This window comes from Pseudomonas anuradhapurensis, from assembly GCF_014269225.2.
GTDB lineage: Bacteria > Pseudomonadota > Gammaproteobacteria > Pseudomonadales > Pseudomonadaceae > Aquipseudomonas > Aquipseudomonas anuradhapurensis.
Genome location: NZ_CP077097.1, coordinates 585,396 through 610,716, shown reverse-complemented (window position 1 = coordinate 610,716; position 25,321 = coordinate 585,396). Strand labels below are relative to the sequence as shown.

The window sequence follows — 25,321 nt, the reverse complement described above, 5'->3', positions numbered from 1 at the left end:
CTCGGCGCTATTGCGGCTTGCTGCCCGGACCGAACGGATACGGCTGCTGCCAACGTTCGAAAATCGGTTTCAGTTCGCCGCTGCGCACCAGCTCGGCCATGCGCTTGTCGAACAGCTCACGCAGGGCCTTGGCCTTGTCGCTGCGGGCAAAAGCCAGGTACAGCGGCAGTTCGGCGATGTGGGTGCGGCGGAAACGCTCGGGCTGGGAAGCCCGGCCGAGCACGTTATCGACTTCCGCCGCCGCATCGATGTAGAAGTCCACCCGGTCATGTTCGAGCATCGGCAGAATGCTCTCGCGGCGCTGCACTTCGCGGGAATCCTGGATATTGGGCAGGTAGCTGCCGAAGTCGTAGCCACGCACCCAGGCCAGACGATACTGGCCTATGTTCTCCAGGGTAGGTACGGGCTTGCTGGCCAGGCCCAGGGCGTAGATGTGGTCCATGTCGAAGTGCCAACGCGGATACAGGTTGTCGGCGTTCTCTTCCTTGTAAGACCCCACCCAGGCATCCGCCTCGCCGCGTTTGACCAGCCCGACCGCCCGGCTATAGGGCACGCTCTGGGCGAGCACCTTGACCCCGGCCGGCTCGAACACCTTGCGCAGCACATCCCAGGCCACCCCGGTACCGTCGGCGTTGGTGTAGTCGAGCCACTGCTCGCTGACCAGGTGAATTTGAGCGGGTACGCGCTCGGCAGCCGCTAGCCACGGCGCAAAGCTGAGCAGCATGGCCAGCAGCAGCGTCGGCAACCGCCGGCGAATCAGGCAACCGCCCACACCAGCACCTGCATGCCCAGCCAGGCGAACACACCGGCCAGGATATCGTCGAGCATGATCCCGACACCCCCATGTACGTGGCGGTCGACCCAGCGGATCGGCCACGGCTTGAGGATGTCGAAGAAGCGGAACATCAGGAACCCTGCCAGCAGCCATTGCCAGCCTTCCGGCACCAGCCAGAGGGTTATCCACATGCCGACGATTTCGTCCCAGACGATGCCTTCATGGTCATGCACACGCAGGTCAGTGGCAACCTTGCCGCACAGCCAGAAACCGAACAGCATGCTCACGCCCAGCAGCAGCCAGTAGCCCCAGTCGGGCAGCATCTGCCACAGCGGGATGAACGGGATTGCGACCAGCGAGCCCCAGGTACCCGGGGCCTTGGGCAAGGTGCCGGAGCCGAAACCAAAGGCAATGAAGTGCCATGGGTTGCGCCAGACCGAGGGCGGAACGAACTCCGCAGGCACCTGGTTGGGGTGATCGGTCACGGTGTCTCCCTGAAATGTTGGTAGCCGCGTTGTGCGGGGGTGATGTCACGGCCCTGCGCATCGCGCAAGGTCACGCCCTGCCCTTCGACCACACGGCCAATGACATGCACTTCGATGAAACCCAGGCCCGTCAGCGGCGCAAGTGCTTCACGCGGCAGGGTAAAGGCCAGCACGTAGTCATCGCCGCCGCTAAGCGCCGCCTGCAGTGCGGCCTCACGACCCAGTAGTGCCTCCACCTCAGCAGACACTGGTACCTGGGCCAGGTTCACCTCGAGGGCGACCCCGGATGCCTTGGCGATATGGCCACAATCGGCGAGCAGGCCGTCGGAGATATCCAGCGCAGCCGTAGCGCGGCCTCGCAGCCAGGTGCCGAGGGTCAACTGCGGCATCGGCGCCCAGTAGTGGCGCAGCAGCGGCTTGGCCTGCTCAGCAGGCGCCTGTCGCTCACCCAGCACCAACGGCAACGCACCGGCGGCCTTGCCCAGCGAACCGCCCACGCACAGCAGGTCGCCAGGCCTTGCGCCGCTGCGGCGCAAGGCCTGGCCGACGGGCACACGGCCGAATACGGTCACGGTGATGCTCAACGGGCCACGGGTGGTGTCACCGCCGATCAGGCTCATGCGGCAGCGATGGGCCATGCGGCTGAGGCCGTTGGCGTATGCCTCGAGCCAGTCGGGGCCGACGTCGGGCAAGGTCAGCGCAAGGGTGAAGCCTATGGCAGTCGCGCCCATGGCCGCCAGGTCACTGGCCGCCACGGCCAACGACCGCTGGCCCAGCAGAAGCGGATCGCACACCGCAGGGAAATGCACGCCGGCCACCAAGGTGTCGGTGGACACCGCCAGTTGCTCGCCAGGGGGAAGGTCCAGCAGGGCACAGTCGTCGCCGATACCCAGCGCCACGCCCTCGCCACCTTGCGCACAAGGCGCGGCGGCGAAGTAATGGTTGATCAGTTCGAACTCACCCATGGGCTAGCGGCGCCAGGATCAGCGCTTGTTCGCCTTGACTTCTGCTTCGCGCAGGTTCGGCGCCAGCTTGTCCAGCACACCGTTGACGAACTTGTGGCCGTCGGTGGCACCGAACACCTTGGCCAGCTCGACACCCTCGTTGATCACCACGCGGTACGGTACGTCGACGCGCTTGATGAACTCCCAGGTGGACAGGCGCAGCACGGCCAGCTCGACCGGGTCGAGTTCTTCCAGCGGCAGGTCGAGGCATGGCTTCAGGGCGCTGTCGATTTCGCTCTTGATCGCCGGGACCCCATGCAGGATCTCGCGGAAATAGGCGCCATCGACATCGGAAAAATCGTTATCGACCCGGAATTGCGCTTCGATCTCGTTCAGCGAATGCTGCGCCATGTGCCACTGGTACAGCGCCTGGGTCGCGAGCTTGCGGGCCTCGCGGCGCTTGGCGCTCTTCGACGGCTTGCCGGCATCCGCAGGTTTTGGATCGCGCGGGTTGAAACGATCGCTTTCGTCGCTAATCACTTGGCCTCCAACTGCGCCAGCAGGCTGACCATTTCCAGAGCGGACAGGGCAGCTTCAGCACCTTTGTTACCGGCCTTGGTGCCGGAACGCTCGATGGCTTGCTCGATGGAGTCGACGGTCAGCACGCCGAAGGCCACCGGAACACCGAACTCCATGGACACCTGGGCCAGGCCCTTGGTGCATTCGCCCGCTACGTATTCAAAGTGTGGGGTACCGCCACGGATCACTGCGCCCAGGGCGATGATCGCGTCATAGGCACCTTGCTGGGCGACTTTCTGTGCCACCAGCGGGATTTCGAACGCGCCCGGGGCACGGATGATGGTGATGTCGCTTTCGCTGACACCGTGGCGTACCAGGGCATCAACGGCACCGCTTACCAGGCTTTCGACTACGAAGCTGTTGAAGCGGCCAACCACCAAAGCATAGCGACCTTTGGGGGCGATGAAGGTACCTTCGATGGTCTTCAGGGTCATTCCGATATTCTCATCTTCAAGAGCGAGGCCGCTTGCTGGCGGCCTCGACAGGGGTATGGACTCGAGCTGGAGGGCGCAAATGCCGCCTCAAGTCACTCGGAGGGCACGTATTCTACAACTTCCAGATCGAATCCGGATATCGCGTTGAACTTCATCGGCGAACTCATCAGGCGCATCTTGCGCACACCCAGGTCACGCAGGATCTGCGAACCGGCACCCACGGTGCTGTAGGTGGTCGGCGCCTTGACCGGCGCTTCGCCGGCACTTTCGCGGATGTGCGCCAGCAGTACGTCGCCGTCCAGCGGGTGGCCCAGCAGCAGTACCACGCCGCTGCCGGCCTCGGCCACCGCGGCCATGGCGGCGCGCAGGCTCCAGCGGCCCGGCTGCTTGACCAGCAGCAGGTCGCGCAGCGGGTCCATGTTGTGCACGCGCACCAGGGTCGGCTCTTCGGCGCAGATCTTGCCCAGGGTCAGCGCCATGTGCACGTCGCCTTCGACCGCGTCACGGTAGGTGACCAGGTTGAATTCGCCCAGCTCGCTCTCGATCAGTTGCTCGGAAACGCGCTGCACGGTGCGCTCGTGGATCATGCGGTAGTGGATCAGGTCGGCGATGGTGCCGATCTTCAGGCCATGTTCGGCGGCAAACACTTCCAGCTCGGCGCGGCGCGACATGGTGCCGTCGTCGTTCATCACCTCGCAGATCACCCCGCTCGGCTCGAAACCGGCCATGCGCGCCAGGTCGCAGGCCGCCTCGGTATGGCCGGCGCGGGCCAGGGTGCCGCCGGGCTGGGCCATCAGCGGGAAGATGTGGCCAGGGCTGACGATGTCTTCGGCCTTGGCATCCTTGGCGGCGGCGGCCTGCACGGTACGTGCACGGTCGGCGGCGGAAATGCCGGTGGTGACGCCTTCAGCGGCTTCGATCGACACGGTGAACTTGGTGCCGAAGCCGGAGCCGTTGCGCGGCGCCATCAGCGGCAGCTTCAGCGTTTCGCAACGCTCGCGGGTCATCGGCATGCAGATCAGGCCGCGGGCGTGCTTGGCCATGAAGTTGATGTGCTCAGGCTGGCAGCACTCGGCGGCCATGATGATGTCGCCTTCGTTTTCACGATCTTCGTCATCCATGAGGATGACCATTTTGCCCTGGCGGATGTCTTCGACCAGTTCTTCGATGCTGTTGAGCGCCACGCGGCACCCCCTTCTCAATCAGGATTTCAAGAAGCCGTTGGCGGCCAGGAAGCTTTCGGTAATGCCACTGCCCTTGCTCGGTTCGGCGGCCTTGTCACCCAGCAGCAAACGCTCCAGGTAACGGGCCAGCAAGTCGACCTCAAGGTTTACCCGACGCCCTGCACGGTAGTCGGCCATGATGGTTTCGGACAGGGTGTGCGGGACAATGGTCAGCTCGAACTCGGCGCCATTGACCTCGTTGACCGTCAGGCTGGTGCCGTCGACGGTGATCGAACCCTTGTGGGCGATGTACTTGGCCAGTTCCTTCGGTGCACGCACACGGAACTGGATGGCGCGGGCGTTATCGCTGCGCGAGATGATTTCGCCAACCCCGTCGACGTGGCCGCTGACCAGGTGCCCGCCCAGGCGGGTGGTGGGGGTCAGGGCCTTTTCCAGGTTGACCTTGCTGCCGCTCTTGAGGTCGATGAAAGCGGTGCGCTTGAGGGTCTCGACGCTGACGTCGGCCCAGAAGCCGTCGCCCGGCAATTCGACGGCCGTCAGGCACACGCCATTGACGGCAATGCTGTCGCCGAGCTTGACGTCAGCCAGGTCGAGCTTGCCGGTTTCGACGTAGACGCGCACGTCCCCCCCCTTGGGGGTCAGGCTGCGGATGGTGCCGATGGATTCGATGATGCCGGTGAACATTGGGTCTTCCTCAAAAACGGTTTGCGCAGGGCAAGCCGGGCATTATACGCCGGGCGCCGGCAGGGGTACGGCCGTGACCCGCCAGTCATCGCCCACTGCGCGCATTCCGGTAATTTTCAGCCGCGGCGCTTCGCTCATCTTGTCCATTGGCCAGTCCAGCAGCGGGCGGGCATGGCAGCCGAGGAAGGTGCCGGCGACGAACAACTGGTACTCGTCGATCAGGCCCTGCCGGGCAAAGGCACCGACCAGGCCGGCCCCGGCTTCCAGCAGGATTTCGTTGACGCCACGGGCAGCCAGGGCCTGCAGCAGCGCGGGCAGGTCGACCTGGCCATTATTGCCCGGCAGGCTGAGCAGTTCGTGGCCGGCAGCGGCATAGCGCGGGTCATCCGCGACAGCGCACACCACCAGGGCCGGGCCGGCCTGGAAGAACGGTGCGTCCAGCGGCAGGCGCAGGCGGCCATCGACCAGCACGCGCAGCGGTGCACGGCTGAGCGCCAGGGCGGTGGCTTCGGCATCCAGGCCCAGCTCGGCACCGCGTACGGTCATGCGCGCATGGTCGGCCAGTACGCTGGCGGCGCTGGTCAGTACCACGCTGGAGCGGGCGCGCAGGCGCTGCACGGCAGAACGGGCGGCCGGGCCGGTGATCCACTGGCTTTCACCGCTGGCCATGGCCGTGCGCCCGTCCAGGCTCATCGCCAGTTTGGCGCGAACGAACGGCAGGCCGTGCTCCATGCGCTTGAGAAAGCCCGGGTTGAGCGCGCGGGCCTCGCCCTCGAGCACCCCGCTGGCCACTTCGATGCCGGCCTCGGCCAGGCGTTGCAGGCCTTGCCCTGCCACTTGCGGGTTAGGGTCCTGCATGGCGGCGACCACCCGCGCCACGCCGGCCTTGACCAACGCTTCGGCGCACGGCGGCGTGCGGCCATGGTGGCTGCACGGCTCCAGGGTGACGTAGGCACAGGCACCCCGGGCACGTTCACCAGCCTGGCGCAGGGCATGCACTTCGGCGTGCGGCTCGCCGGCACGCACGTGCCAGCCCTCGCCGACCACTTCGCCATCGCGCACGATCACGCAGCCGACACGCGGGTTCGGATGAGTGCTGTACAGGCCCTTGCGCGCCAGCTGCAGCGCGCGGGCCATGTAGTGGGCATCAAGGATGGCAGTCTGGTTGGGCATGGTCACTCTTTGGCCGGCTCACGCGCCAGACGGTCGATTTCTTCGCGGAACTCGTCGAGGTCCTGGAAGCGCCGGTAAACCGAGGCAAAACGGATGTAGGCCACTTCGTCGAGCTTGCGCAGCTCAGCCATGACCATTTCACCCACCACCAGCGACTTGACTTCACGCTCGCCGGTGGCGCGCAGGCGGCTCTTGATGTGGGCCAGCGCGGCTTCCAGGCGCTCGACGCTGACCGGGCGTTTTTCCAGTGCCCGTTGCATGCCGGCGCGCAGTTTTTCTTCGTCGAAAGGCTGGCGCGTGCCGTCCTGCTTGATCAGCCGGGGCAGCACCAGTTCGGCCGTTTCGAAGGTGGTGAAGCGCTCGCCACAGGCCACGCATTCGCGGCGGCGGCGCACCTGCTCGCCCTCGGCAACGAGGCGAGAGTCGATGACCTTGGTGTCGTTGGCACCGCAAAAGGGACAGTGCATGGTGGCAGGCAACAAAAAAAGGGAGGGCCATGGTAGCGCATCCCACTGGCAAGACAAGCCAAAGGGGTTAACATCCATGGGAAATCTGCCCGTGAAGGACAACCCCATGCACTACCGAGCGCTCGTCGTGCTGTGCGCCGCCGCCTTGCTCGCCGCCTGTGGCAGCGACAGGCCGAAGCCCGATACCCCTGCGGCGCCCACGCCGGCCCGGGTGGCCAAACCGGCCAACGTACCGGGCCCGCTGCCAGCCTACCAGCGCGAGCTGAGCGGCACCTTGCTGGAAATCCCGGCCGGGGCCGAGGTCGAACTGGCCTTGCTGGTCATCGACGAGCGCGACCGCCCGCAGCGCCTGCTGGCCAGCAGCAACCTGACCGGCACCGGCCAGGCCCTGCCCTACCAGCTGCGCTTCAACCCCGAGGCCTTCCCCGCCGGTGCCCGGGTCGAACTGCGCGGCCGCGCCAGCCGCTCCGGTCAACTGATCCTGCACCTGCCGCCCGTGCGTATTACCCAGGCCCAGACCCAGGCCACCGGCCCGCTGCGTTTCGAGAAGGCGCCATAAGTGGCGCCGCTTGCCCTGCAACAGGCGCTCAGCAGCCTGATCGGCGAGGCGCGCCTGGTCGTCAGCGAGCTGCCCGGCTGCGAGCTGAAGCTGTGGCTGGTCGATGATCAGAACATGGACCGCGCCTTCAGCAGCGAAGAGACCCGGCGTATTCTCGAAGACCCGCCCTACTGGAGCTTCTGCTGGGCCAGCGGCCTGGCCATGGCCCGTTACCTGGCCGAGCGCCCGCAGTGGGTAGCTGGCAAGCGCGTGCTGGACTTTGGCGCCGGCTCCGGCATCGCTGGCATTGCTGCCGCCCGCGCCGGTGCGCTGGAGGTGGTGGCCTGCGACCTCGACCCGCTGGCCCTCGATGCCTGCCGGGCGAATGCCGCGCTGAACGGGGTGGAGCTGGGTTACAGCCGTGATTTCTTCGCCGAAGACGACCGCTTCGACCTGATTCTGGTCGCCGATGTACTGTATGACTGCGCCAACCTGCCGCTGCTGGACGCCTTCCTCGACCGCGGCCGTCAGGCGCTGGTGGCCGACTCGCGGGTGCGCGACTTCAGCCACCCGCTCTACCAGCAACTGGGGGTGCTCGAAGCCCTGACCCTGCCGGACCTGGCCGAGCCACACGAATTCCGCCGGGTCAGCCTGTACCACGCCAGCCGCGACACCTTATAGTGGTGCCATTGATGAGTTTGCGAGAGTCGCGATGAGCCAAGACACGCCGTACATTTTCGACGCCACCGATGCCACCTTCCAGCAGCTGGTGATCGAGAACTCCTTCCACAAGCCGGTACTGGTCGACTTCTGGGCCGAGTGGTGCGCGCCCTGCAAGGCGCTGATGCCGCTGCTGGCGAAGATCGCCGAGGGCTACCAGGGCGAGCTGCTGCTGGCCAAGATCAACTGCGACGTGGAGCAACAGGTGGTTGCCCAGTTCGGCATCCGCAGCCTGCCGACCGTGGTGCTGTTCAAGGATGGCCAGCCGGTGGACGGTTTTGCCGGTGCCCAGCCGGAGTCGGCGATCCGCGGCATGCTCGAGCCGCACGTGCAGCTGCCTGCCGCACCTACCGCCTCGCCGCTGGAGCAGGCCAAGGCGCTGTTCGCCGAAAGCCGCTTTGCCGAGGCCGAGGCGCTGCTGCAGGCGTTGCTCGGAGAGGACAACAGCAATGCCGAGGCGTTGATCCTGTACGCCCGCTGCCTGGCCGAACGCGGTGAGCTGGGTGAAGCCCAGGTGGTGCTGGACGCAGTCAAGACTGACGAGCACAAGGCTGCATTGGCCGGTGCCAAGGCCCAGCTGACTTTCCTGCGCCAGGCCGCCAGCCTGCCGGAAGTGGCTGACCTGAAGAGCCGCCTGGCGCAGAACCCGCAGGATGACGAGGCCGCCTACCAGCTGAGCGTGCAGCAGCTGGCGCGCCAGCAGTATGAGGCGGCGCTGGAGGGGTTGCTGAAGCTGTTCCAGCGCAACCGTGGTTATGAAAACGGCTTGCCACAGAAGGCGATGCTGCAGGTGTTCGAGTTGCTCGGTGGCGACCACCCGCTGGTCAGCGTGTACCGTCGCAAGCTTTCGGCGGCAATGTTCTGAGCATGTTGGGGCCGCTTTGCGGCCCATCGCGACACAAGGCCGCTCCTACAGGGACGGCCTACGCAGATGATTCGCCGCTCCCTTGCAGGGGCGTGGTCGCGATGGGCTGCAAAGCTGCCCCGAATTCCCGAAAAAGCTCACCCCACCCAGTGATAAACCGGCGCATCCACGCCACTTTCCACCTTCACCTCGCTGCTGTGCCGCAAGCGCACCAGCAGCCGTTTACCTGCTGCCGTACTCCCGGCCAACCCTTCCAGGCGGTCGAGCAACTCCGGCCCGCTCATCTGCCCCGCCAGGCGCAACACGTCGCGCGCCGCCGTCCATTGCCCGTCATCCTGGCGCGGCGGTGCCACCGTTGCCGCCGCAGCCGTCTGCGCCAGCGCCGGCTCCTCTTGGCGCCGCAGTTGCGCCCACTCTTCTGGCGCCAGCTCGAAGGTCAGGTCCACCGGCCAGTCACCGATCTGTCCACGAATTCTCATGATGCATTCCTTGAACCCAGGTCAATGCAACCATGCTACCCGAACATGAAACCTGCGCCACGCAGGCTGGCAGCGCGCAGAAAAGTTGTTATAACATAACCACATCTTCCAGCCGTCCCGGAGTCGTCCATGCGCCGCCTGCTGCTCGCCCTGCCCTTCGCCTTGTTGCCACTGGCCGTGGCCCAAGCCCACGACGATGACCACGATCATGACCACGCCCACGGCACCCTTGGGGCCCACGAGCATGGCGTGGCCAGGCTCAATGCCGTGCTCGATGGCAACACCCTTGAACTGGAGCTGGACAGCCCGGCCATGAACCTGGTCGGCTTCGAACACGCCGCCAGCAGCGATGCCGACAAAGCCAAGGTCGCGGCAGTGCGTCAGCAACTCGAACAGCCGCTGAAACTGTTCGGCCTGGCGGCTGCCGCCGGTTGCAAGGAAGACCAGCAAGAGCTGGAAAGCCCGCTGTTCGGTGACGCCCCGAAAGCCGACGACGAAGGCGATGAACATGACCACGAGCACTCGCACAGCGACATCGGCGCCCATTACCAGCTGACCTGCGCCAGCCCGGACAAACTGGCGCAACTGGACCTCGCGCCGCTGTTCAAGGCCTTCCCGGCCACGCAGAAAATCAACGTGCAGCTGATCGGCCGCAACGGCCAGAAGGGCGTGGAAGCCACGCCGGCCAAGGCAGCGGTCGCGTTCTGAATGCGCCAGCCGTTGATCGAACTGCATGACCTGGTGTTCGCCTGGCCAGGCCAGCCAGCGCTGCTGGACATACCGGCGTTCCACCTGGAAGCTGGCGAGGCCCTGTTCCTCAAGGGCCCCAGCGGCAGCGGCAAAACCACCTTGCTCGGTTTGCTGGGTGGGGTGAATGTGCCAGCCGAGGGCCGCATCCAGTTGCTCGGCCAGGACCTCGGCAGCCTGGGCCAAGGCGCCCGTGACCGCTTCCGGGTTGACCACACCGGCTATATCTTCCAGCAATTCAACCTGCTGCCATTCCTCTCGGTACGTGAGAACGTCGAGCTGCCCTGCCGCTTCTCGCGCAGCCGCAAGGCCCGTGCCGAGCAGCGCCATGGCAGTGTCGACCAGGCGGCCAGCACGTTGCTGGCCCATCTTGGCCTGGGCGACCCGATGCTGCTCGCCCGCCGCGCCGACAGCCTGTCGATCGGCCAGCAGCAACGGGTGGCCGCCGCCCGCGCGCTGATCGGCCAGCCCGAGCTGGTGATCGCCGACGAACCGACCTCGGCGCTGGACGCCGACACCCGCGAAGCCTTCATCCGCCTGCTGTTCGATGAATGCCGCGCCGCCGGTGCCAGCCTGCTGTTCGTCAGCCATGACCAGAGCCTGGCGCCGCTGTTCGACCGCCACCTGTCGCTGGCCGAACTCAACCGTGCCGCCAAGCCCCGGGAGGCCTGATGTACCTGCTTCGCCTTGCCTTGGCCAGCCTGGCCAACCGCCGCTTCACCGCGTTGCTCACCGCCTTTGCCATCGCCCTGTCGATATGCCTGTTGCTGGCCGTGGAGCGGGTGCGTACCGAGGCCCGCGCCAGCTTCGCCAGCACCATCAGCGGCACCGACCTGATCGTCGGTGCCCGCTCCGGCTCGGTGAACCTGCTGCTGTACTCGGTGTTTCGCATCGGCAACGCCACCAACAACATCCACTGGGACAGCTACCAGCACTACGCCAAGGACCCGCGGGTGAAATGGGCCATCCCCATCTCGCTGGGCGACTCGCACCGGGGCTATCGGGTAATGGGCACCACCGCTGACTACTTCAGCCATTACCAGTACGGCCGGCGCCAGCACCTGGAGCTCAGCCAGGGCCGCGCATTTGCCGATGACCCGTTCGAGGTGGTACTGGGTGCCGAAGTGGCTGATGCGTTGCACTACAAGCTTGGCGACAAGCTGGTACTGGCCCATGGCGTGGCCGCGGTCAGCCTGGTCAAGCACGACGACAAACCGTTCACCGTGGTCGGCGTGCTCAAGCGCACCGGCACGCCGGTTGACCGTACCCTGCATATCAGCCTGGGCGGCATGGAAGCCATCCACATCGACTGGCACAACGGCGTACCAGCCCGTGGTGCCGGGCGCATCAGCGCCGAGCAAGCGCGCACCATGGACCTGCAACCTGCCGCCATCACTGCATTCATGCTTGGCCTGAACAACAAGATCGCCACCTTCAGCCTGCAGCGGGAGATCAACGAATACCGCAACGAGCCATTGCTGGCGATCCTGCCCGGGGTGGCCCTGCAGGAATTGTGGAGCCTGATGGGGACTGCCGAGCAGGCGTTGTTCGTGGTGTCGCTGTTCGTCGTGCTGACCGGTTTGATCGGCATGCTCACGGCGATCCTCACCAGCCTGAACGAGCGTCGGCGGGAAATGGCGATCTTGCGCTCGGTTGGTGCCAGGCCGTGGCACATCGCCGGGCTGCTGGTGCTGGAGGCCCTGTCGCTGGCAGCGGTCGGGATCGTCGCCGGGCTTGGCTTGCTGTATGCCGGTATCGCCCTGGCGCAGGGCTATGTGCAAGCCAACTATGGTTTATACCTGCCGCTGGCCCTGCCCAGTGCCCATGAGTGGACATTGCTGGCTATCATCCTGGGGGCTGCGCTGCTGATGGGCAGCGTGCCGGCGTGGCGGGCCTATCGGCAGTCGCTGGCCGATGGCCTGTCGATACATTTGTGAGAGCCGTAATGATCCGAAACCTCACGGCCTTGTTCGCGGGCACGCCCGCGAAGAAGCCGGCACTGCACACACTGCTGACCCTGCTGCTGACTGTCGCAATGCCGCTGTGGGCCGCCGAACCGCGCGAGCTGGACTGGCCTTCGCTGATCCCCGAGGGCGCCCCGGTCATTCCGCCGCAACTCGCGCCGCTGCACGACATGTCGCAGCTCGGCAACGCGCTGTCCGCCGAATCGGCACCTGCGGCGCGCCAGCAGGCCCCCGATGCACCGGTGGTAAAAAGCCTCGACGGCCAGCAGATCAAGCTGCCCGGCTACATCGTGCCGCTGGAGGTGAGCGAAGAAGGCCGCACCACCGAGTTCCTGCTGGTCCCCTACTACGGCGCGTGCATTCATGTGCCGCCGCCGCCGTCGAACCAGATCGTACACATCTTCAGCGAAATGGGCGTGCGCATCGAAGACCTCTACCAGCCTTACTGGATCGAGGGAAAGCTGCAGGTTAGAGCCTCCACCAGCGAACTGGCGGATGCCGGCTACCAGATGGAAGCCGAGAAAATATACGCTTATGAGCTGAAGTGAGAACTGTTTCGAATTCGTGACGACGCTTCTTTGAGCTGGGTCAAACTTTCTGTTCAAACGCATCCGTACCATTGGGCCACTCGATTACTCACGTCCTCTGGGAGCTTCCATGAACAAGACCTTGCTCGGCGCCTCACTCGTGGCCCTTGCGCTCGCCGCACCCGCCGCCCACGCCTATCAGGCAGGCGATATGATCCTGCGCGCCGGCGCCATCACCACCGCTCCCAACGAAAGCAGTGGCGACCTCAAGTTCGATGGCAACAAGGTTTCGGGTACCAAGGCTACCCTGGACAGCGACACCCAGCTGGGCCTGACCTTCGCCTACATGCTCACCGACCACGTCGGCCTGGAGCTGCTGGCTGCCACCCCGTTCAAGCACACCGTCGGCGTCAAGGGCCTGGGCGGCGGCCTGGATGGCAAGCTGGCAGACATCAAGCAACTGCCACCGACCCTGTCGCTGCAGTACTACCCGATGGAGCCCAGCTCCAGATTCCAGCCGTATGCTGGCGTGGGCATCAACTACACCCTGTTCTTCGATGAAGACCTCAGCAGCGCTCGCAAGCAGCAGGGCTTCAGCAACCTGAAACTGCAGGACTCGGTCGGTATCGCCGGCCAGCTGGGCATGGACTACATGCTCACCGACAACCTGCTGGTCAACGCCGCGGTCTGGTACGTCGACATCGACACCAAAGCCACCGTCGACGGCCCATCCGCCCTGGGCTTCAGCAAGACCAAGGTCGACGTCGAAGTCGACCCATGGGTGTACATGGTCGGCCTTGGCTACAAGTTCTGACCTGGACACTGCAGGGCGGCTTCGGCCGCCCTCGCCCGTCGTAGCCACAGCCAATACCCCAGCGCGAGCGTGCTGATGGCCATGCCCAGGCCACACACCGCAGCCCACCCCCAATGGGCAAACACCCAGCTCGCCAGCACCGCCCCCAGCCCACTGCCCAGCGAATAGCAACCCATGTAGGCGCCGATCAAGCGGCTGGCCATAGCGCTGCGCCCGGCCAGCAACAGGCTCTGGTTGGTGACATGCACCGCCTGCACGGCAACATCCAGCATCAGCACACCCAACACGAACAGCGTCAGCGACTGCCCGACCAAGCCGTTGGCAGCCACGACAGTGTCAGCAGGGCCAGCGCCACCCCGGTGGTGCGCTCCCCCAGCCCCTGGTCGGCCAGGCGGCCGGCGCGCGCTGCCGCCAGCGTGCCGGCCACACCGGCGATGCCGAACAGGCCGATCTCGGTGTGGCTCAATGCCAATGGCGCGGCACTCAGGGGCATGACCATGGCGCTCCACAGCACGCTGAACGCGGCGAAGATCAACACACCGAACATTCCGCGCTGGCGTAGCAGCCGGTCATGCCGATACAAGCTGAACTGGGCCACGATCAGCGCGCGGTAGCCAGACCGCAGCGCCACCGGCGGCGCCGAAGGCAAGCTGCGCCACAGCACCAGGGCCAGCACCAGCAGCAGCCCTGCGGCCATCAGGTACACGCTGCGCCACCCGGCCAGGTCGGCAAGCCCGCCCGAGGCCAACCGCGCCAGCAATATCCCCAGCACCACCCCACTGGTAACCGTGCCCACGGCTTGCCCTTGCTGGCCGGCTGCGGCAAGGCTCGCGGCATGCGCCACCATGACCTGCACCATGACCGCCATCAGCCCGGTAATGGCCAGCGCCAGCAACAGCAGCGGCCAGTTGGGAGCCAGGCTTACACCGACCAATGCCAGGGCCGAGAACAGTAGCTGCCCAAGCAACAAGCGCTTGCGCTCGATCAGGTCGGCCAACGGCACGATCGTCAGCAGCCCCAGCGCGTAGCCCGCCTGCGTTGCGCCAACTACCCAGCCGATTCGCTGCTGCGCCACCCCCAGGTCGTTGGCCATCGATTCGAGCAAAGGCTGGGCAAAATACACAGTCGCCACGGCCATGGCGCTGGTAATGGCGAGCAGCAGTGTCGTCCAGCGTGTCAGCACAGGGGGCATAGGATGGGCCTCACCAATCTGGTTTCGAATTGAAACCACATGCTGGCTTTCTAGCAAATGTGGTTTTAATCTGCAACCAGACAATCAGGACAGGTTGGCCGCAATGCTCGATGAAAACAACGCCCGCTGCCCGGTGGCACGGGCCCTGGAGGTGCTGGGTGACCGCTGGGCGCTGATGATTCTGCGCGATGCCTTCGATGGCCTGCGGCGCTTCAGTGAATTCCAGAAAAACCTGGGATTGGCGAAGAACATCCTTGCGTCACGCCTGAAGCTGCTGGTGGAGAGCGGGCTGCTGACACTGCAACCGGCATCGGATGGCAGTGCCTACAAGGAGTACGTGCTGACCGAGAAAGGCCGATCAGTGTTTCCGGTGGTGGTCGGCTTGAGGCAATGGGGCGAGCGGTTTCTGTTCGAACCCGGTGAGCCGCGTTCGGCGTTGGTGGAGGGTGTTACCGGGCAGGCGCTGGAGATATTGCAGGTTCGAAGCCGCGATGGGCGAGTGCTGGCGGCCGAGGATTGCCAGCGCAAAGTGGTGCAGCATCCGTGATTATCGGGGGCTGCTGCGCAGCCCATCGCGACGCAAGGCCGCTCCTACAGGGGCGTGCGGGGCCGAGGGGTGCGCAAGCCGAGGTTTCGCGGTCGCGGTAGGAGCGGCCTTGCGTCGCGATAGGGGCGCATAGCGCCCCCGGAGATGTTCAGCCCTTACCCAGAAGCCGCGCCAAGCCTTCGACGATCGGCGTCGCCTGCGGGAAGTCGAACCGCGCCAGCAAGCGCTGGTTATCCGCCCGCGAATGGCGAATGTCACCCGAACGCGCCGCCGCGTAGCTGATCGGCGGCAAGCTACCGACCACCGTCTTCAGCGCCGCCAGCAACTGGTTCAGCGAGGTGGCCTGGTTGAGGCCGATGTTCACCGCGCCCTCCTCGACCTGGGCCTGCTCCAGCGCCTGCACCATCACCTGTACCAGGTCACCCACGTAGAGGAAGTCCCGCGTCTGCTCGCCGTCGCCGAACACCGTGATCGGCAAGCCCTGCACCGCGCGCTCGGAAAAGATGCTGATCACTCCGGAGTAAGGCGAGGACGGGTCCTGACGCGGCCCGAAGATATTGAAGAAGCGGAACACCACCGGCTCCAGGCCATGCTGGCGACGGTAGAAGTCCAGGTACTGCTCACTGGCCAGCTTGTCCACGGCATAGGGCGTCAGCGGCGCCTTGGGGGTGTCTTCGGCAATCGATTCGCCTTCGCCATTGTTGCCATATACCGCTGCGCTGGAGGCGAACAACACCCGGCGCAGGCCGTGCACGCGCATGGCTTCGCAGACGTTGAGGGTGCCGATGAAATTGCTCTGGTGGGTCCGCACCGGGTCCTCGACCGAGGCCTGTACCGAGGCCACCGCTGCCAGGTGTACCACGGCACCGCAGCCGGCCGCCGCCTGGGTCACCAGCGCGGCATCGGCAACATCGCCTTCGATCAGCTGCAGCCGTGGGTGATCGACCTGCAGGTTGTCGCGCCGGCCGGTGGAGAAGTCGTCGAGAATGCGTACGGCGTAGCCTTTGTCCAACAACGCATCGCACAGGTGGGAGCCAATGAAGCCGGCACCGCCGGTGATCAGGATGGGGGCGTCAGCCATGGCGGTAGAACCGGTCCAGTAGGGGCGGCAAGCCAGCGCGCCAGGCACGCGGCTTGATGCCGAAGGTGTGAAGGATTTTCTTGCAGGCCAGCACGGCGTGCTGCGGCTCTTCGCTGGCATCCGGCCGCGCGGCATGTGCCTGAGGCGTCGGCGCCTGTACCGCCAGCTGGCGATAATGGCCGGCCTCGGCGAGGATCGCCTGGCCCAGCGCCAGCGGCGTGGTCGCCTCGTTGCCGGCGTAATGGTAGGTGCCCCACAGCGGCGCATTGCAATCCAGCTGCTTGAGCACCGACAGGATGACCCGGGCGGCATCGTCGACCGGTGTCGGGTTGCCGCGCCGGTCATCGGCCAGCAGCAATTCCTGCGGTTGCTCGGCGCGGGTCAGGAAGCGGCCCAGCGCGCCGTCGATGCTTTCATCGAGCAACCAGCCAAAGCGCAGCAGCACATGTTGCGGGCAAGCCGCACGCACGCTCTGTTCGATGCGCCACAGTGCCTGGCCGCGCAGGCCCAGCGGCACCGGTTCGTCCTTTTCGCTGTAGGCCGTGGCCCGCGAACCATCGAATACCCGGTAGCTGGAAGGCTGCACCAGGGTGATCTGGTGGTGCTGGCACAGTTCCGCCAGGCGCTCCACCGCCCGCTCCTGCAGGGCCAGGCGTTGCTCGCTGACCGTCTCGGCCTGGAACCAGTCGAAGTAGTAGGCCAGGTTGACCAGCGCGTCGGGGCGATGGTCATCGAGCAACTGGGTAAGGCTGGCCGGGGTCCAGCCGTTTTCGGGCGGGCGCGGCGCCAGGAAAGCGATGTCCTCCTCGGCCCCAAGACGAATCAGCGCTTGCCCGAGGGCATTGCCACCACCCAACAGCATTAGGCGCATACGCATAGAGTCAGCAGATCCGGAGAGGTTGATCAAGGGAAAGGGGTCATTTTGCGGTTTCCCGCCCGGGAAGTCCAACACCGGGCCTGTTCACTGCCACAGCGTGGGTAATTCCAGTCAAAAACCGCCACAAGCTGAAATCCCCCTATAAGGCTGCAGGAAGAGCTGACTTCCATGCCACAGCAAAACTGCATTGAATAATAGGTTCGCCACTTGCCAGCCAGGGCGTTTCACACTTTGCCTTCAATCCAAAAGCAAAGGACAATCGCGCAAGGTAACGGTATCGACTAGCCTGTTCTGCGTGACCGTGGCACCAATCATTGGCTCTTCCAGAAAACTACCATGCACTTCCAAAAGAGTTCTTCTCAACGGCTGCAATGGCAGTTCGACGAGCCCGCACCGGGTACAGAATTATTCATCGATGAAGTTTTTGGAAACTACCGGCAACAGGCGCGGTTGCTGGTACCTGATGTCGAGCGCGCAGCCCCAGCATTCGTCCTGGGAGGCGCGCGCTCCGACTTTACCCGGCTCAACCCCCTGCTCTACCGCCTGCAAGCTGCAGGCATTGGTTCACTTACCGGTAATCTGTCAGGCCATAGCCTCGCCGCCGAGCCAGGCGCAGTATCGCCATCATTGGCGACCAACCTTGATGAAGCACTGCGCTTCCACGCGCATATTGCACCGCGATGTCGAACGCTCATAGGCCATAGTCTTGGCGCGGCAATCACGCTCAAGCTTGCAGCAAAGTTGCCTCAAGTGGACAAAATCGTACTGATCTGCCCGGCAGTCTATCCAGACCAAGCCCACCCTGCGCCGTTCGGCCCGGCATTTACAGCAGCCATCAGCCAGCCTTTTGGTTTTCTGCTGAGCGACAGCTATGCCTTCCTCAACCAGTTTCAAGGGAAGGTAATGTTGGTGATCGGCGAGTACGACGGCCTCAATTCACAGAAATTCGGCAAAACACCCGGAACCAGCGCTGGCAACCTGTGGCTTGCCGGCACTGAACGCTACAGCCCGATCCCGGAAGAAGTTACCCTCGCCTTGATCAGGGCCGTTTCACCGTCGCGTTTGCAATGCCTGTTTCTGACAGACTGCGACCATGGCATCGCGGCACATCTGCGCAGTACACCAGCCATCGCAGACCAGGTGGCCGATGCGGTAGGCACGTTCATCCTCGACACTGCTTGAGGCGTTGAGCGTTACTCGATCTCGAACAGGCTGTTACGCAACGGCCGCTCACTCAACCGCTCACGTATATCGTCATCTATACGCGGATCATCCGGCTGGTACAGTTTCACCTGGCGGAAGATGCTGGCGCGATTGATCTGCTCACCCAGGTACTCCCACACCACCCGGGTGCAGGCCGGGTTGCGCCGGTCACCACTGGATACGCCCGCCTTCAAGCCGTTAAGGCGAGTGATGCGGCTTTTGAAACTGGGGATGAGGATGGTGTGGCTCATCTCATTGAAGGTCAGCGACTCGTAGTCGACCAGGAACATCCGGTCCTGCAGCTGGAACGCCGCGCCCAGGTAACGGCAACGCACCTCGGCATGGTGGTCGATGGTGCTGGAGCGCTCCTGGCGCTCCTCACGCTCGAACAGGAAACGCCCACGCTCCTCCCACAAGTGCACCAGCGACACCAGGACGGTGCCCGGCACCGACAGGCAGTTGGAATACTCCAGGTAATAGCCGCAATAACGCGACAGGTTGCCGCCGTGATCGTGCAACGGGCGGAACAGCTCGCTGATCGGGTCGCCAGGTTGTTCCACCAACGCAGGTGCGCGGGCTCCGATCAGCTGGCTGAACTGCTCGGGCGGCAAATTCAGCTCGTATTCTTCGACGCCGAAGAAATCGCTGATGCGCTTGAGGTTGAAAGCCGTCGGACGGCTCTGCCCGCTCAGGTACTTGTTGAACTGGGCGCGATTGATCGAGAGCTGGCGGCAAACTTCGGAGATAGAGCGGTAATGACTGCAGGCAAATTTGAGGTTGGTAGCGAAATTATCGCTCATGACACGGAACCCAGGTGACGCGAATGACGCCAGTGTAGCAGCAATTCGCACCAAATTGGAGCAACCCGCGAAATTGTAACCGCTCTTGTCATAGCCAACCATGCGCGCCAACGAATAGCGGTGTGCCTGCCATCCGCTGGTCATTCCACACGAACAATAAGAATCGAGGTCATTTTCCAATGCTCGAAGTACTCAACGATTTCCTCTCGGGGAAACTGCTCATCGTGCTGATCGTGGGGCTGGGTAGCTACTTCACCATCCGTTCCCGGTTCGTCCAGTTCCGTCACTTCGCTCACATGTTCAGTGTGTTCAAAGAATCGCTGCGTGGCCAGGCAGGCCAGCTGAGCTCGTTCCAGGCCCTGATGCTGAGCCTGGCCGGCCGTGTTGGCGCCGGTAACATCGCCGGTGTCGGTATTGCCGTGACCCTGGGTGGCCCAGGCGCGGTGTTCTGGATGTGGGTTACCGCACTGGTAGGCATGTCCAGCAGCTTCTTCGAATGCACCCTGGCCCAGGTCTACAAGCGCGCCGACGGCGATGGCCTGTACCGTGGCGGCCCGGCCTACTACATCGAGCACGGCCTGAAGCTGAAAAGCATGGCCATCGTGTTCTCGCTGCTGCTGCTGGTCACCTACGGCTTCGCCTTCATTGGACTGCAGTCGTACACCGTGACCCACTCGCTGCAGAACGCCTTCGCCTTCGACCCCAAGCACACCGGCATCGTCCTCGCCGTGCTGCTGGCCATCACCTTCATCGGCGGCATCAAGCGCATTGCCGCGGTGTCGGACCTGCTGGTACCGGTCAAGACCCTGGCCTACATCGGCGTGACCCTGTACGTGATCGGCACCCAGATCGAGCACGTGCCAGCCATGCTGGAAACCATCTTCAAGAGCGCCTTCGGCCTCGACCCGGCGTTTGGCGGCCTGCTCGGCAGCGCCATCGTCATGGGCGTGAAGCGTGGCGTGTTCGCCAACGAAGCGGGCCTGGGCAGTGCGCCGAACGTCGCCGCCGTGGCCGCGGTGAAACACCCGGGTGCCCAGGGCGTGGTCCAGGCCTTCAGCGTGTTCCTCGACACCTTCGTGATCTGCACCTGCACCGCCCTGCTGATCCTGCTGTCGGGCTTCTACACCCCAGGCTTCGAAGGTGACGGCATCGTCCTGACCCAGAACTCGCTGGCCGCCGTGGTCGGTGACTGGGGTCGTGTGTTCGTCAGCGTTGCACTGTCGCTGTTCGTCTTCACCTGCATCCTCTACAACTACTACCTGGGCGAGAACAGCCTGCAGTTCCTCAGCCGCAACCGCGTGGTGCTGATGGTGTTCCGCGGCCTGGTGCTGGCGCTGGTGGTATGGGGTTCGCTGCAAGACCTGTCGACCGTGTTCGCTTTCGCCGACATCACCATGACCTGCCTGGCGTTCGTCAACCTGGTGGCCCTGGCCCTGCTGTTCAAGGTCGGCCTGCGAGTCATGCGCGACTACGACGACCAGCGCAAGGCGGGTGTCGACCAGCCGGTGTTCGATTCGGCCAAATTCGCCGACCTCGACCTGGACCGCAACGCCTGGCCTGCCAATCCGCAGGTGGAAAGCGCCACTGACAAAGCAGTTGGCCAAGCGCAAACCCAGCGCTGATATCCTGGCCTGCCAAGCCGCCCCATCCGCGGGCGGCTTTTCTTTTTCCGCTCACCGCTACGGATGCTTTCCATGCGTGCAGTAAAGAATCTCCTCGTACTTTATACCGGGGGCACCATCGGCATGCTCGAAACCCCCGAAGGCCTGGCGCCGGCAGGTGGTTTCGAAGCGCGGATGCGCGAGCATTTCGCCTTGATGGCCGATGCGCCGAAGGTAAATTGGGCCCTGCAGGAAATGAACCCGCTGCTCGACAGCGCCAACATGCAACAGCACAACTGGCTGGCGATGCGCGATGCCATCGTCGCAGCCGTGGACGCTGGCCACGACGGTGTGCTGGTACTGCACGGCACCGACAGCCTGGCCTACAGTGCTGCTGCCTTGTCGTTCCTGTTGCTGGGCCTGCCGGTGCCGGTGCTGCTGACCGGCTCGATGCTGCCGGCAGGTGCGGCTGGCAGCGATGCCTGGGATAACCTGTGTGGCGCGCTGCGCCAGTTCGAACACGGCCTGCTGGATGGCGTGCAGTTGTACTTCCACGGCCAGTTGTTGCATGGCTGCCGCGCATCGAAGCTGCGCAGCGAGGCCTTCGATGCCTTTGCCGCGCTGCCGCGTCATCGCGACGGCGAGCGGGCGGCGGCGATTCCCGCCGAATTGGGCTACCGGCATCCGCGTCAGCCGGTCAACCTGGCAGTAATGCCGGTGTTCCCGGGCCTGCAGGCCAGCCATCTGCAAGCCGTGCTGGGCAGTGGCGTGCAAGGGTTGCTGCTGGAGTGCTATGGCAGCGGTACCGGGCCGTCGGACGATCAGGCGCTGCTGGATGTGCTGAGCGCGGCGCGCCAGCGCGGCGTGTTGCTGGCAGCGATCAGCCAATGCCCGGAAGGCTCGGTGGTATTCGACACCTATGCAGCCGGTAACCGCTTGCGCGGGGCCGGGCTGGTCAGCGGTGGCGGCATGACCCGCGAGGCAGCGCTGGGCAAGATGCTTGCGCTGCTGGGGGCTGGCCTGGACGTCGATACCGCAGAGCGGTGGTTTGCGCTGGATCTGTGTGGGGAGCGGGCTTAGCCCTCTCGCTTCAAGGCCTCTTCGCGGGTAAACCCGCGAAAGAGGCCCTGACATACAAGAAAAATGGCGGAAGGCAGCGGGAGTCGAACCTGCCCGGGAACGGCTGCCGTCCCCAACCGGGTTTGAAGCCCGGCCGCGCCACCGGGCGCGATTGCCTTCCTTGAACTCAGTGCCTGGCATGCTGTTGGGCCAGGGCGCTGTCGGCGCGAATGTGACGCTGATCGGCCACCCTCCGGGTCAGGCCAATGCGGTCGAAATACTCCAGAATCTGCACACTGCGTTTACGACCGATGCCCAACATATCGCGAAACGCGGCAACCTGCACTATCGGCGTTTCCCTGGCCTGCCCCAGCAGCAGCTCTGCCATGCACCGTAGCGTCGCCTCGGGGTAGAACAGGTCGCGCACCACCTGGTGCACCAGGCCCAGCCGGGCCAGCTTGCGCAGCAACAGGCGCACATCGGCTTCGGCACAATTTTCCTCGCTCGCCAGTGTCCTGACCCATGGCGGATCGTATTGCCCCGCCAGCAACCTGGGCTGCAAGCGGGCCCACAATGCACTGTCGGCTTCGCTCAGCTGCACCTTGTGCTCCGGCAGGTGCAGCCAGGGGCCGCTGCTGGCGATGGAGCCCTCATCGAGCAGCTCTTCCACCAGGCTGACGAAAGCGGGCCGTTCCAGCGGCAACGCGGCAAAACGGCGCAGGCGATCGCGGTCCGGGCCCAGCTGGTCGGGCTCCTGCTCGTGGAATAGCGCCAACTGCACCAGCACCTGACGCTTGAGCACCTGCCACTGGTCGCTGGCAAACAGCAATTGACCCTGCCGGGTGGCCACCACCCGCGCATCATCCGGCAACTGCCAGGTATCGCGCAGGCGGTTGAACTGCCGCTCCAGGCGCTGCGGGTCGATGCCTCCCGGGGCGCTGGCGAGCAGAGCCGGCAGGGCCTGCTCCAGGTCCTCGGCATCGCGCAGCACCTGTAACTGGCGCAGGCGCTGTTCGCTGCGGCGCTGACGGCTTGGCGCAAACGGGTCGAGTACCCTGCCACCGCCCAGGGTGCGCTGGGCGCGCTGGTCGCGCAGTACCAGGCGGTCGCCGTGCACCGCTTGCAGCGGCGCGTTGAGCAGCAACTGGGCGAACATGCGCTGGCCCGCCAGCAGGGTTTCCCCTTCGAGCAATGCCACCCGGGCGGTGACATCCTGGGTACCGAGGTGCACGTGCACGGCGCTGAAATGTTCAAAGGTGCGGGTTTCGCCCGGCAACAGGTTCAGCTCGATATCGACCCGCATGCTGGGCGCATGCAGCCACTCGGGCACCAGCCAGTCACCTCGATGCAGCTGCTCTACCGCCAGGCGTTCGGCAGCAATGTTCAGTGCCACCCGCTGGCCCGCTTCGGCGACCAGTGCGGCCTGGTTCTGTGCATGCAGGCCGCGCACCCGCACCGGCTTGCCAGCCTTGCCCAACAACAAGGTTTCGCCGGCACTGACTCGCCCGGCCAGCGCGGTGCCGGTCACCACCACACCCGCGCCGGTAACGGCGAAGGCACGGTCGACGGCCAGGCGGAAACCGCCGCGGGTACTGCGCTGGCGCACTTGCTGTTGCGCCGCCAGCAGGGCCTGGCGCAGGGCATCGACGCCTTCGCCGGTGACGCTCGACAACGGAAATTGCCGCGCCCCGGCATAGGGCCCCGGCGCCAACAGTGCATCGACCTGCGCCTGCACTTCGGCCAGGCGCGCCGGCTCAACCCGGTCGCATTTGCTGATCGCCACCAGGGCCTGGGGAATACCCAGCAGTTCGATGATGGCCAGGTGCTCGCGAGTCTGCGGCATCACCCCATCGTCGGCAGCCACTACCAGCAGCACCAGGTCGATGCCATGGGCGCCGGCCAGCATGTTGTGAATGAAGCGCTCATGGCCCGGGACGTCGATGAAGCCGGTCAGCGCGGCCCCTTCGGACAGCGCCGCATAGCGGTAGCCAAGATCGATGGTCATGCCACGGGCGCGCTCTTCCTGGCGCTGGTCCCCGGCCTGGCCGGTCAGGGCTTGCAGCAATGCGGTCTTGCCATGGTCGATGTGGCCGGCGGTTCCTACGATCACTGCACCGGCCCCAGTTGCAGGGCAGGCAACTGCGCCAGCCACTCGGCTTCGTCATCCAGCTGGCGCAGGTCCAGCCACAGGGCGTCGTCGTCGATACGGCCGAGCACCGGCACCGGCAGGTCACGCAGGGCCCGCTCCAACACATGCAGGCTGCGCCCACGCAGCTTCTTCGACACCTGTGGGCGCAGGCACAGCGCTGCGCTTGGCAGGCGCGCTACCGGTTGGCTGCCGCTGCCGATCATGCCCAGTGCCGGCGCCACGCTGACCTGCCATTGCTCACCGAGGCAGGCCTTCAGCTCAGGCGCCAGGCGCTCGGCCTGGGCCTGGATTTCGGCCGGGTTGCGGGTCAGCAGGCGCAGGCTGGGCAGGCGTTCGGCCAGGCGGTCGGGGTTGCGGTACAGCGCCAGCACCGCTTCGAGGGCCGCGAGGGTGATCTTGTCGACACGCAGCGCGCGCTTGAGCGGGTTCTTCTTGATCCTGGCGATCAGCGCCTTGCGACCGACGATGATCCCGGCTTGCGGCCCGCCCAGCAGCTTGTCGCCACTGAAGGTGACGATATCGGCGCCGTCGGCGAGGGCCTGGCGCACGGTCGGCTCGGCAGGCAGGCCCCAGCGGGTCAGGTCGAGCAGGCTGCCGCTGCCCAGGTCTTCAAGCAACGGCAAGTCATGTTGGTGGGCGATGCGCGCCAGCTCGGCGGTGGGCACCTGGGTGGTGAAACCCTGGATGCTGTAGTTGCTGCAATGCACCCGCATCAGCAAGCCGGTGCGCGGATTGATGGCGGCCTCGTAGTCGCGGGCGTGGGTGCGGTTGGTGGTGCCGACCTCGTGCAGCTTCACGCCGGCGCGGGCCATGATGTCGGGAATACGGAAAGCACCGCCGATCTCGATCAGTTCGCCACGGGAGATGATGCCCTCCTTGCGCGCGCCCAGGCTGTTGAGCGCCAGCAGCACGGCGGCGGCATTGTTGTTGACCACGGTGACGGCTTCGGCGCCGGTCAGCTCGCGGATCACGCCTTCGATCAGGTCGTCGCGGTCGCCACGCTTGCCGGTGGCCAGGTCGAATTCGAGGTTGAGCGGGTAGCGGGCGGCGGTCTGCATGGCCTCGATGGCTTCCTCCGGCAGCAGGGCGCGGCCAAGGTTGGTGTGCAGCACGGTACCGGTGAGGTTGAACACGCGGCGGACCTGGCTGCGTTGCTGGTGGGCCAGGCGTTCGCCGGCGCGGCCCAGCAGAACCTCGGCGGCGAGCTCGGCGGCGCTGAGCTGGCCGTTGCGGGCGGGGTCACGCAGGTCGTCGAGCAGTTGGCGCAGGGTAGCCAGCACGGCGTCGCGGCCGTGGCGGTCGATCAGCGGCAGGCAGGCCGGGTGGCGCAGCAGGGTATCGATGGAGGGCAGGCGTGGGGTGTCGCTGGCTAGGCTGGAGGACATGCGGTACTACCTTGGACTATTCCGTTGTCTGTACTGGCCTCTTCGCGG

At 65.1% G+C, this 25,321-nt stretch carries 27 protein-coding genes, 1 tRNA gene and 1 pseudogene; 12 read left to right on the top strand and 17 right to left on the bottom strand.

Annotated elements, in window-relative coordinates; genetic code table 11:
• Positions 1–7 precede the first annotated feature (7 nt).
• The 9 genes from HU763_RS02770 to nrdR form a co-directional block, all read right to left on the bottom strand.
• On the bottom strand, positions 8–724 hold the full coding sequence (locus HU763_RS02770; RefSeq protein ID WP_186689753.1) for a substrate-binding periplasmic protein: 717 nt from the start codon (positions 722–724) through the stop codon (positions 8–10).
• Between the two features lie 32 nt (positions 725–756).
• Positions 757–1,260, bottom strand: a complete 504-nt coding sequence (locus tag HU763_RS02765) for a phosphatidylglycerophosphatase A family protein (RefSeq protein ID WP_170028059.1) — start codon at positions 1,258–1,260, stop codon at positions 757–759.
• Complete coding sequence (thiL, locus tag HU763_RS02760; protein ID WP_186689716.1) at positions 1,257–2,225, bottom strand: thiamine-phosphate kinase; 969 nt, start codon at positions 2,223–2,225, stop codon at positions 1,257–1,259. The genes HU763_RS02765 and thiL overlap by 4 nt, the downstream gene beginning before the upstream one ends.
• 18 nt (positions 2,226–2,243) lie before the next feature.
• Complete coding sequence (gene nusB, locus HU763_RS02755; RefSeq protein ID WP_170028057.1) at positions 2,244–2,744, bottom strand: transcription antitermination factor NusB; 501 nt, start codon at positions 2,742–2,744, stop codon at positions 2,244–2,246.
• Positions 2,741–3,217 (bottom strand): 6,7-dimethyl-8-ribityllumazine synthase, encoded by a 477-nt coding sequence (gene ribH, locus HU763_RS02750; protein WP_003255395.1) that lies wholly within the window; start codon positions 3,215–3,217, stop codon positions 2,741–2,743. The genes nusB and ribH overlap by 4 nt, the downstream gene beginning before the upstream one ends.
• Positions 3,218–3,309: 92 nt before the next feature.
• Positions 3,310–4,401, bottom strand: coding sequence for a bifunctional 3,4-dihydroxy-2-butanone-4-phosphate synthase/GTP cyclohydrolase II (gene ribBA, locus HU763_RS02745; protein WP_170028056.1), 1,092 nt, complete (start codon positions 4,399–4,401; stop codon positions 3,310–3,312).
• Between the two features lie 18 nt (positions 4,402–4,419).
• Positions 4,420–5,085: a riboflavin synthase gene (locus tag HU763_RS02740; RefSeq protein WP_170028055.1), complete on the bottom strand. Its 666-nt coding sequence runs from the start codon at positions 5,083–5,085 to the stop codon at positions 4,420–4,422.
• Between the two features lie 42 nt (positions 5,086–5,127).
• On the bottom strand, positions 5,128–6,258 hold the full coding sequence (gene ribD, locus HU763_RS02735) for a bifunctional diaminohydroxyphosphoribosylaminopyrimidine deaminase/5-amino-6-(5-phosphoribosylamino)uracil reductase RibD (protein WP_186689718.1): 1,131 nt from the start codon (positions 6,256–6,258) through the stop codon (positions 5,128–5,130).
• Positions 6,259–6,260: 2 nt separating this feature from the next.
• Positions 6,261–6,725, bottom strand: a complete 465-nt coding sequence (gene nrdR / locus HU763_RS02730; RefSeq protein WP_003255402.1) for a transcriptional regulator NrdR — start codon at positions 6,723–6,725, stop codon at positions 6,261–6,263.
• A 106-nt stretch (positions 6,726–6,831) separates the two neighbouring features.
• Between nrdR and HU763_RS02725 the strand changes: the two genes are divergently transcribed.
• The 3 genes from HU763_RS02725 to trxA are packed head-to-tail and all read left to right on the top strand — an operon-like array spanning position 6,832 to position 8,848.
• Positions 6,832–7,284, top strand: a complete 453-nt coding sequence (locus HU763_RS02725; RefSeq protein ID WP_170028053.1) for a YbaY family lipoprotein — start codon at positions 6,832–6,834, stop codon at positions 7,282–7,284.
• On the top strand, positions 7,285–7,944 hold the full coding sequence (locus tag HU763_RS02720) for a class I SAM-dependent methyltransferase (protein ID WP_186689720.1): 660 nt from the start codon (positions 7,285–7,287) through the stop codon (positions 7,942–7,944). It abuts the gene before it with no gap.
• 31 nt (positions 7,945–7,975) lie between these two features.
• Positions 7,976–8,848 (top strand): thioredoxin, encoded by an 873-nt coding sequence (gene trxA / locus HU763_RS02715; RefSeq protein WP_186689722.1) that lies wholly within the window; start codon positions 7,976–7,978, stop codon positions 8,846–8,848.
• 137 nt (positions 8,849–8,985) lie between these two features.
• Here trxA and HU763_RS02710 read toward each other — a convergent pair whose 3' ends face one another.
• Positions 8,986–9,327, bottom strand: coding sequence for a hypothetical protein (locus tag HU763_RS02710; protein WP_186689724.1), 342 nt, complete (start codon positions 9,325–9,327; stop codon positions 8,986–8,988).
• 129 nt (positions 9,328–9,456) lie between these two features.
• On the opposite strand from HU763_RS02710, the gene HU763_RS02705 reads away from it, so the two are divergent.
• From HU763_RS02705 to HU763_RS02685, 5 genes are all read left to right on the top strand, one after another.
• The gene (locus HU763_RS02705) at positions 9,457–10,035 is read left to right on the top strand and encodes a DUF2796 domain-containing protein (protein WP_186689726.1); all 579 of its coding nucleotides are present in this window, start codon (positions 9,457–9,459) and stop codon (positions 10,033–10,035) included.
• On the top strand, positions 10,036–10,746 hold the full coding sequence (locus HU763_RS02700; RefSeq protein WP_170028048.1) for an ABC transporter ATP-binding protein: 711 nt from the start codon (positions 10,036–10,038) through the stop codon (positions 10,744–10,746).
• The gene (locus tag HU763_RS02695) at positions 10,746–12,011 is read left to right on the top strand and encodes an ABC transporter permease (RefSeq protein WP_186689728.1); all 1,266 of its coding nucleotides are present in this window, start codon (positions 10,746–10,748) and stop codon (positions 12,009–12,011) included. Before HU763_RS02700 ends, HU763_RS02695 begins: the two co-directional genes overlap by 1 nt.
• Positions 12,012–12,019: 8 nt before the next feature.
• Positions 12,020–12,586 carry a DUF3299 domain-containing protein gene (locus HU763_RS02690; RefSeq protein ID WP_225931918.1) on the top strand — a complete coding sequence of 189 codons (567 nt, stop codon included), beginning with the start codon at positions 12,020–12,022 and terminating at the stop codon, positions 12,584–12,586.
• Between the two features lie 109 nt (positions 12,587–12,695).
• Entirely contained in the window at positions 12,696–13,379 is a 684-nt protein-coding gene (locus tag HU763_RS02685) for an OmpW/AlkL family protein (RefSeq protein ID WP_186689730.1), read from the top strand.
• Here HU763_RS02685 and HU763_RS02680 read toward each other — a convergent pair.
• Positions 13,367–14,571, bottom strand: a pseudogene (locus HU763_RS02680) (MFS transporter). The gene HU763_RS02685 and the pseudogene HU763_RS02680 sit on opposite strands and share 13 nt — an antisense overlap.
• Before the next feature lie 103 nt (positions 14,572–14,674).
• On the opposite strand from HU763_RS02680, the gene HU763_RS02675 reads away from it, so the two are divergent.
• Positions 14,675–15,118 (top strand): winged helix-turn-helix transcriptional regulator, encoded by a 444-nt coding sequence (locus HU763_RS02675; protein WP_186689732.1) that lies wholly within the window; start codon positions 14,675–14,677, stop codon positions 15,116–15,118.
• Positions 15,119–15,266: 148 nt separating this feature from the next.
• Here the strand turns inward: HU763_RS02675 and HU763_RS02670 are convergent, their stop codons facing one another.
• Positions 15,267–16,199, bottom strand: a complete 933-nt coding sequence (locus HU763_RS02670; RefSeq protein ID WP_170028043.1) for an NAD-dependent epimerase/dehydratase family protein — start codon at positions 16,197–16,199, stop codon at positions 15,267–15,269.
• Positions 16,192–17,076: a sugar nucleotide-binding protein gene (locus tag HU763_RS02665; RefSeq protein WP_170028042.1), complete on the bottom strand. Its 885-nt coding sequence runs from the start codon at positions 17,074–17,076 to the stop codon at positions 16,192–16,194. Before HU763_RS02665 ends, HU763_RS02670 begins: the two co-directional genes overlap by 8 nt.
• 336 nt (positions 17,077–17,412) lie before the next feature.
• Here HU763_RS02665 and HU763_RS02660 point away from each other — a divergent pair, with 336 nt between their 5' ends.
• Complete coding sequence (locus tag HU763_RS02660; RefSeq protein ID WP_186689734.1) at positions 17,413–18,258, top strand: alpha/beta hydrolase; 846 nt, start codon at positions 17,413–17,415, stop codon at positions 18,256–18,258.
• An 11-nt stretch (positions 18,259–18,269) separates the two neighbouring features.
• Here the strand turns inward: HU763_RS02660 and HU763_RS02655 are convergent, their stop codons facing one another.
• Positions 18,270–19,079 carry a helix-turn-helix domain-containing protein gene (locus tag HU763_RS02655; RefSeq protein WP_170028040.1) on the bottom strand — a complete coding sequence of 270 codons (810 nt, stop codon included), beginning with the start codon at positions 19,077–19,079 and terminating at the stop codon, positions 18,270–18,272.
• 179 nt (positions 19,080–19,258) lie between these two features.
• On the opposite strand from HU763_RS02655, the gene HU763_RS02650 reads away from it, so the two are divergent.
• Complete coding sequence (locus HU763_RS02650; RefSeq protein ID WP_186689736.1) at positions 19,259–20,701, top strand: alanine/glycine:cation symporter family protein; 1,443 nt, start codon at positions 19,259–19,261, stop codon at positions 20,699–20,701.
• A 72-nt stretch (positions 20,702–20,773) separates the two neighbouring features.
• Positions 20,774–21,760 carry an asparaginase gene (locus HU763_RS02645; protein WP_420831030.1) on the top strand — a complete coding sequence of 329 codons (987 nt, stop codon included), beginning with the start codon at positions 20,774–20,776 and terminating at the stop codon, positions 21,758–21,760.
• A 64-nt stretch (positions 21,761–21,824) separates the two neighbouring features.
• Here the strand turns inward: HU763_RS02645 and HU763_RS02640 are convergent.
• The 3 genes from HU763_RS02640 to selA form a co-directional block, all read right to left on the bottom strand.
• Positions 21,825–21,920 (bottom strand) — tRNA-Sec (locus HU763_RS02640).
• A 6-nt stretch (positions 21,921–21,926) separates the two neighbouring features.
• Positions 21,927–23,849, bottom strand: a complete 1,923-nt coding sequence (selB, locus tag HU763_RS02635) for a selenocysteine-specific translation elongation factor (protein ID WP_186689740.1) — start codon at positions 23,847–23,849, stop codon at positions 21,927–21,929.
• Entirely contained in the window at positions 23,846–25,273 is a 1,428-nt protein-coding gene (gene selA / locus HU763_RS02630; protein ID WP_186689741.1) for an L-seryl-tRNA(Sec) selenium transferase, read from the bottom strand. Before selA ends, selB begins: the two co-directional genes overlap by 4 nt.
• Positions 25,274–25,321 lie beyond the last annotated feature (48 nt).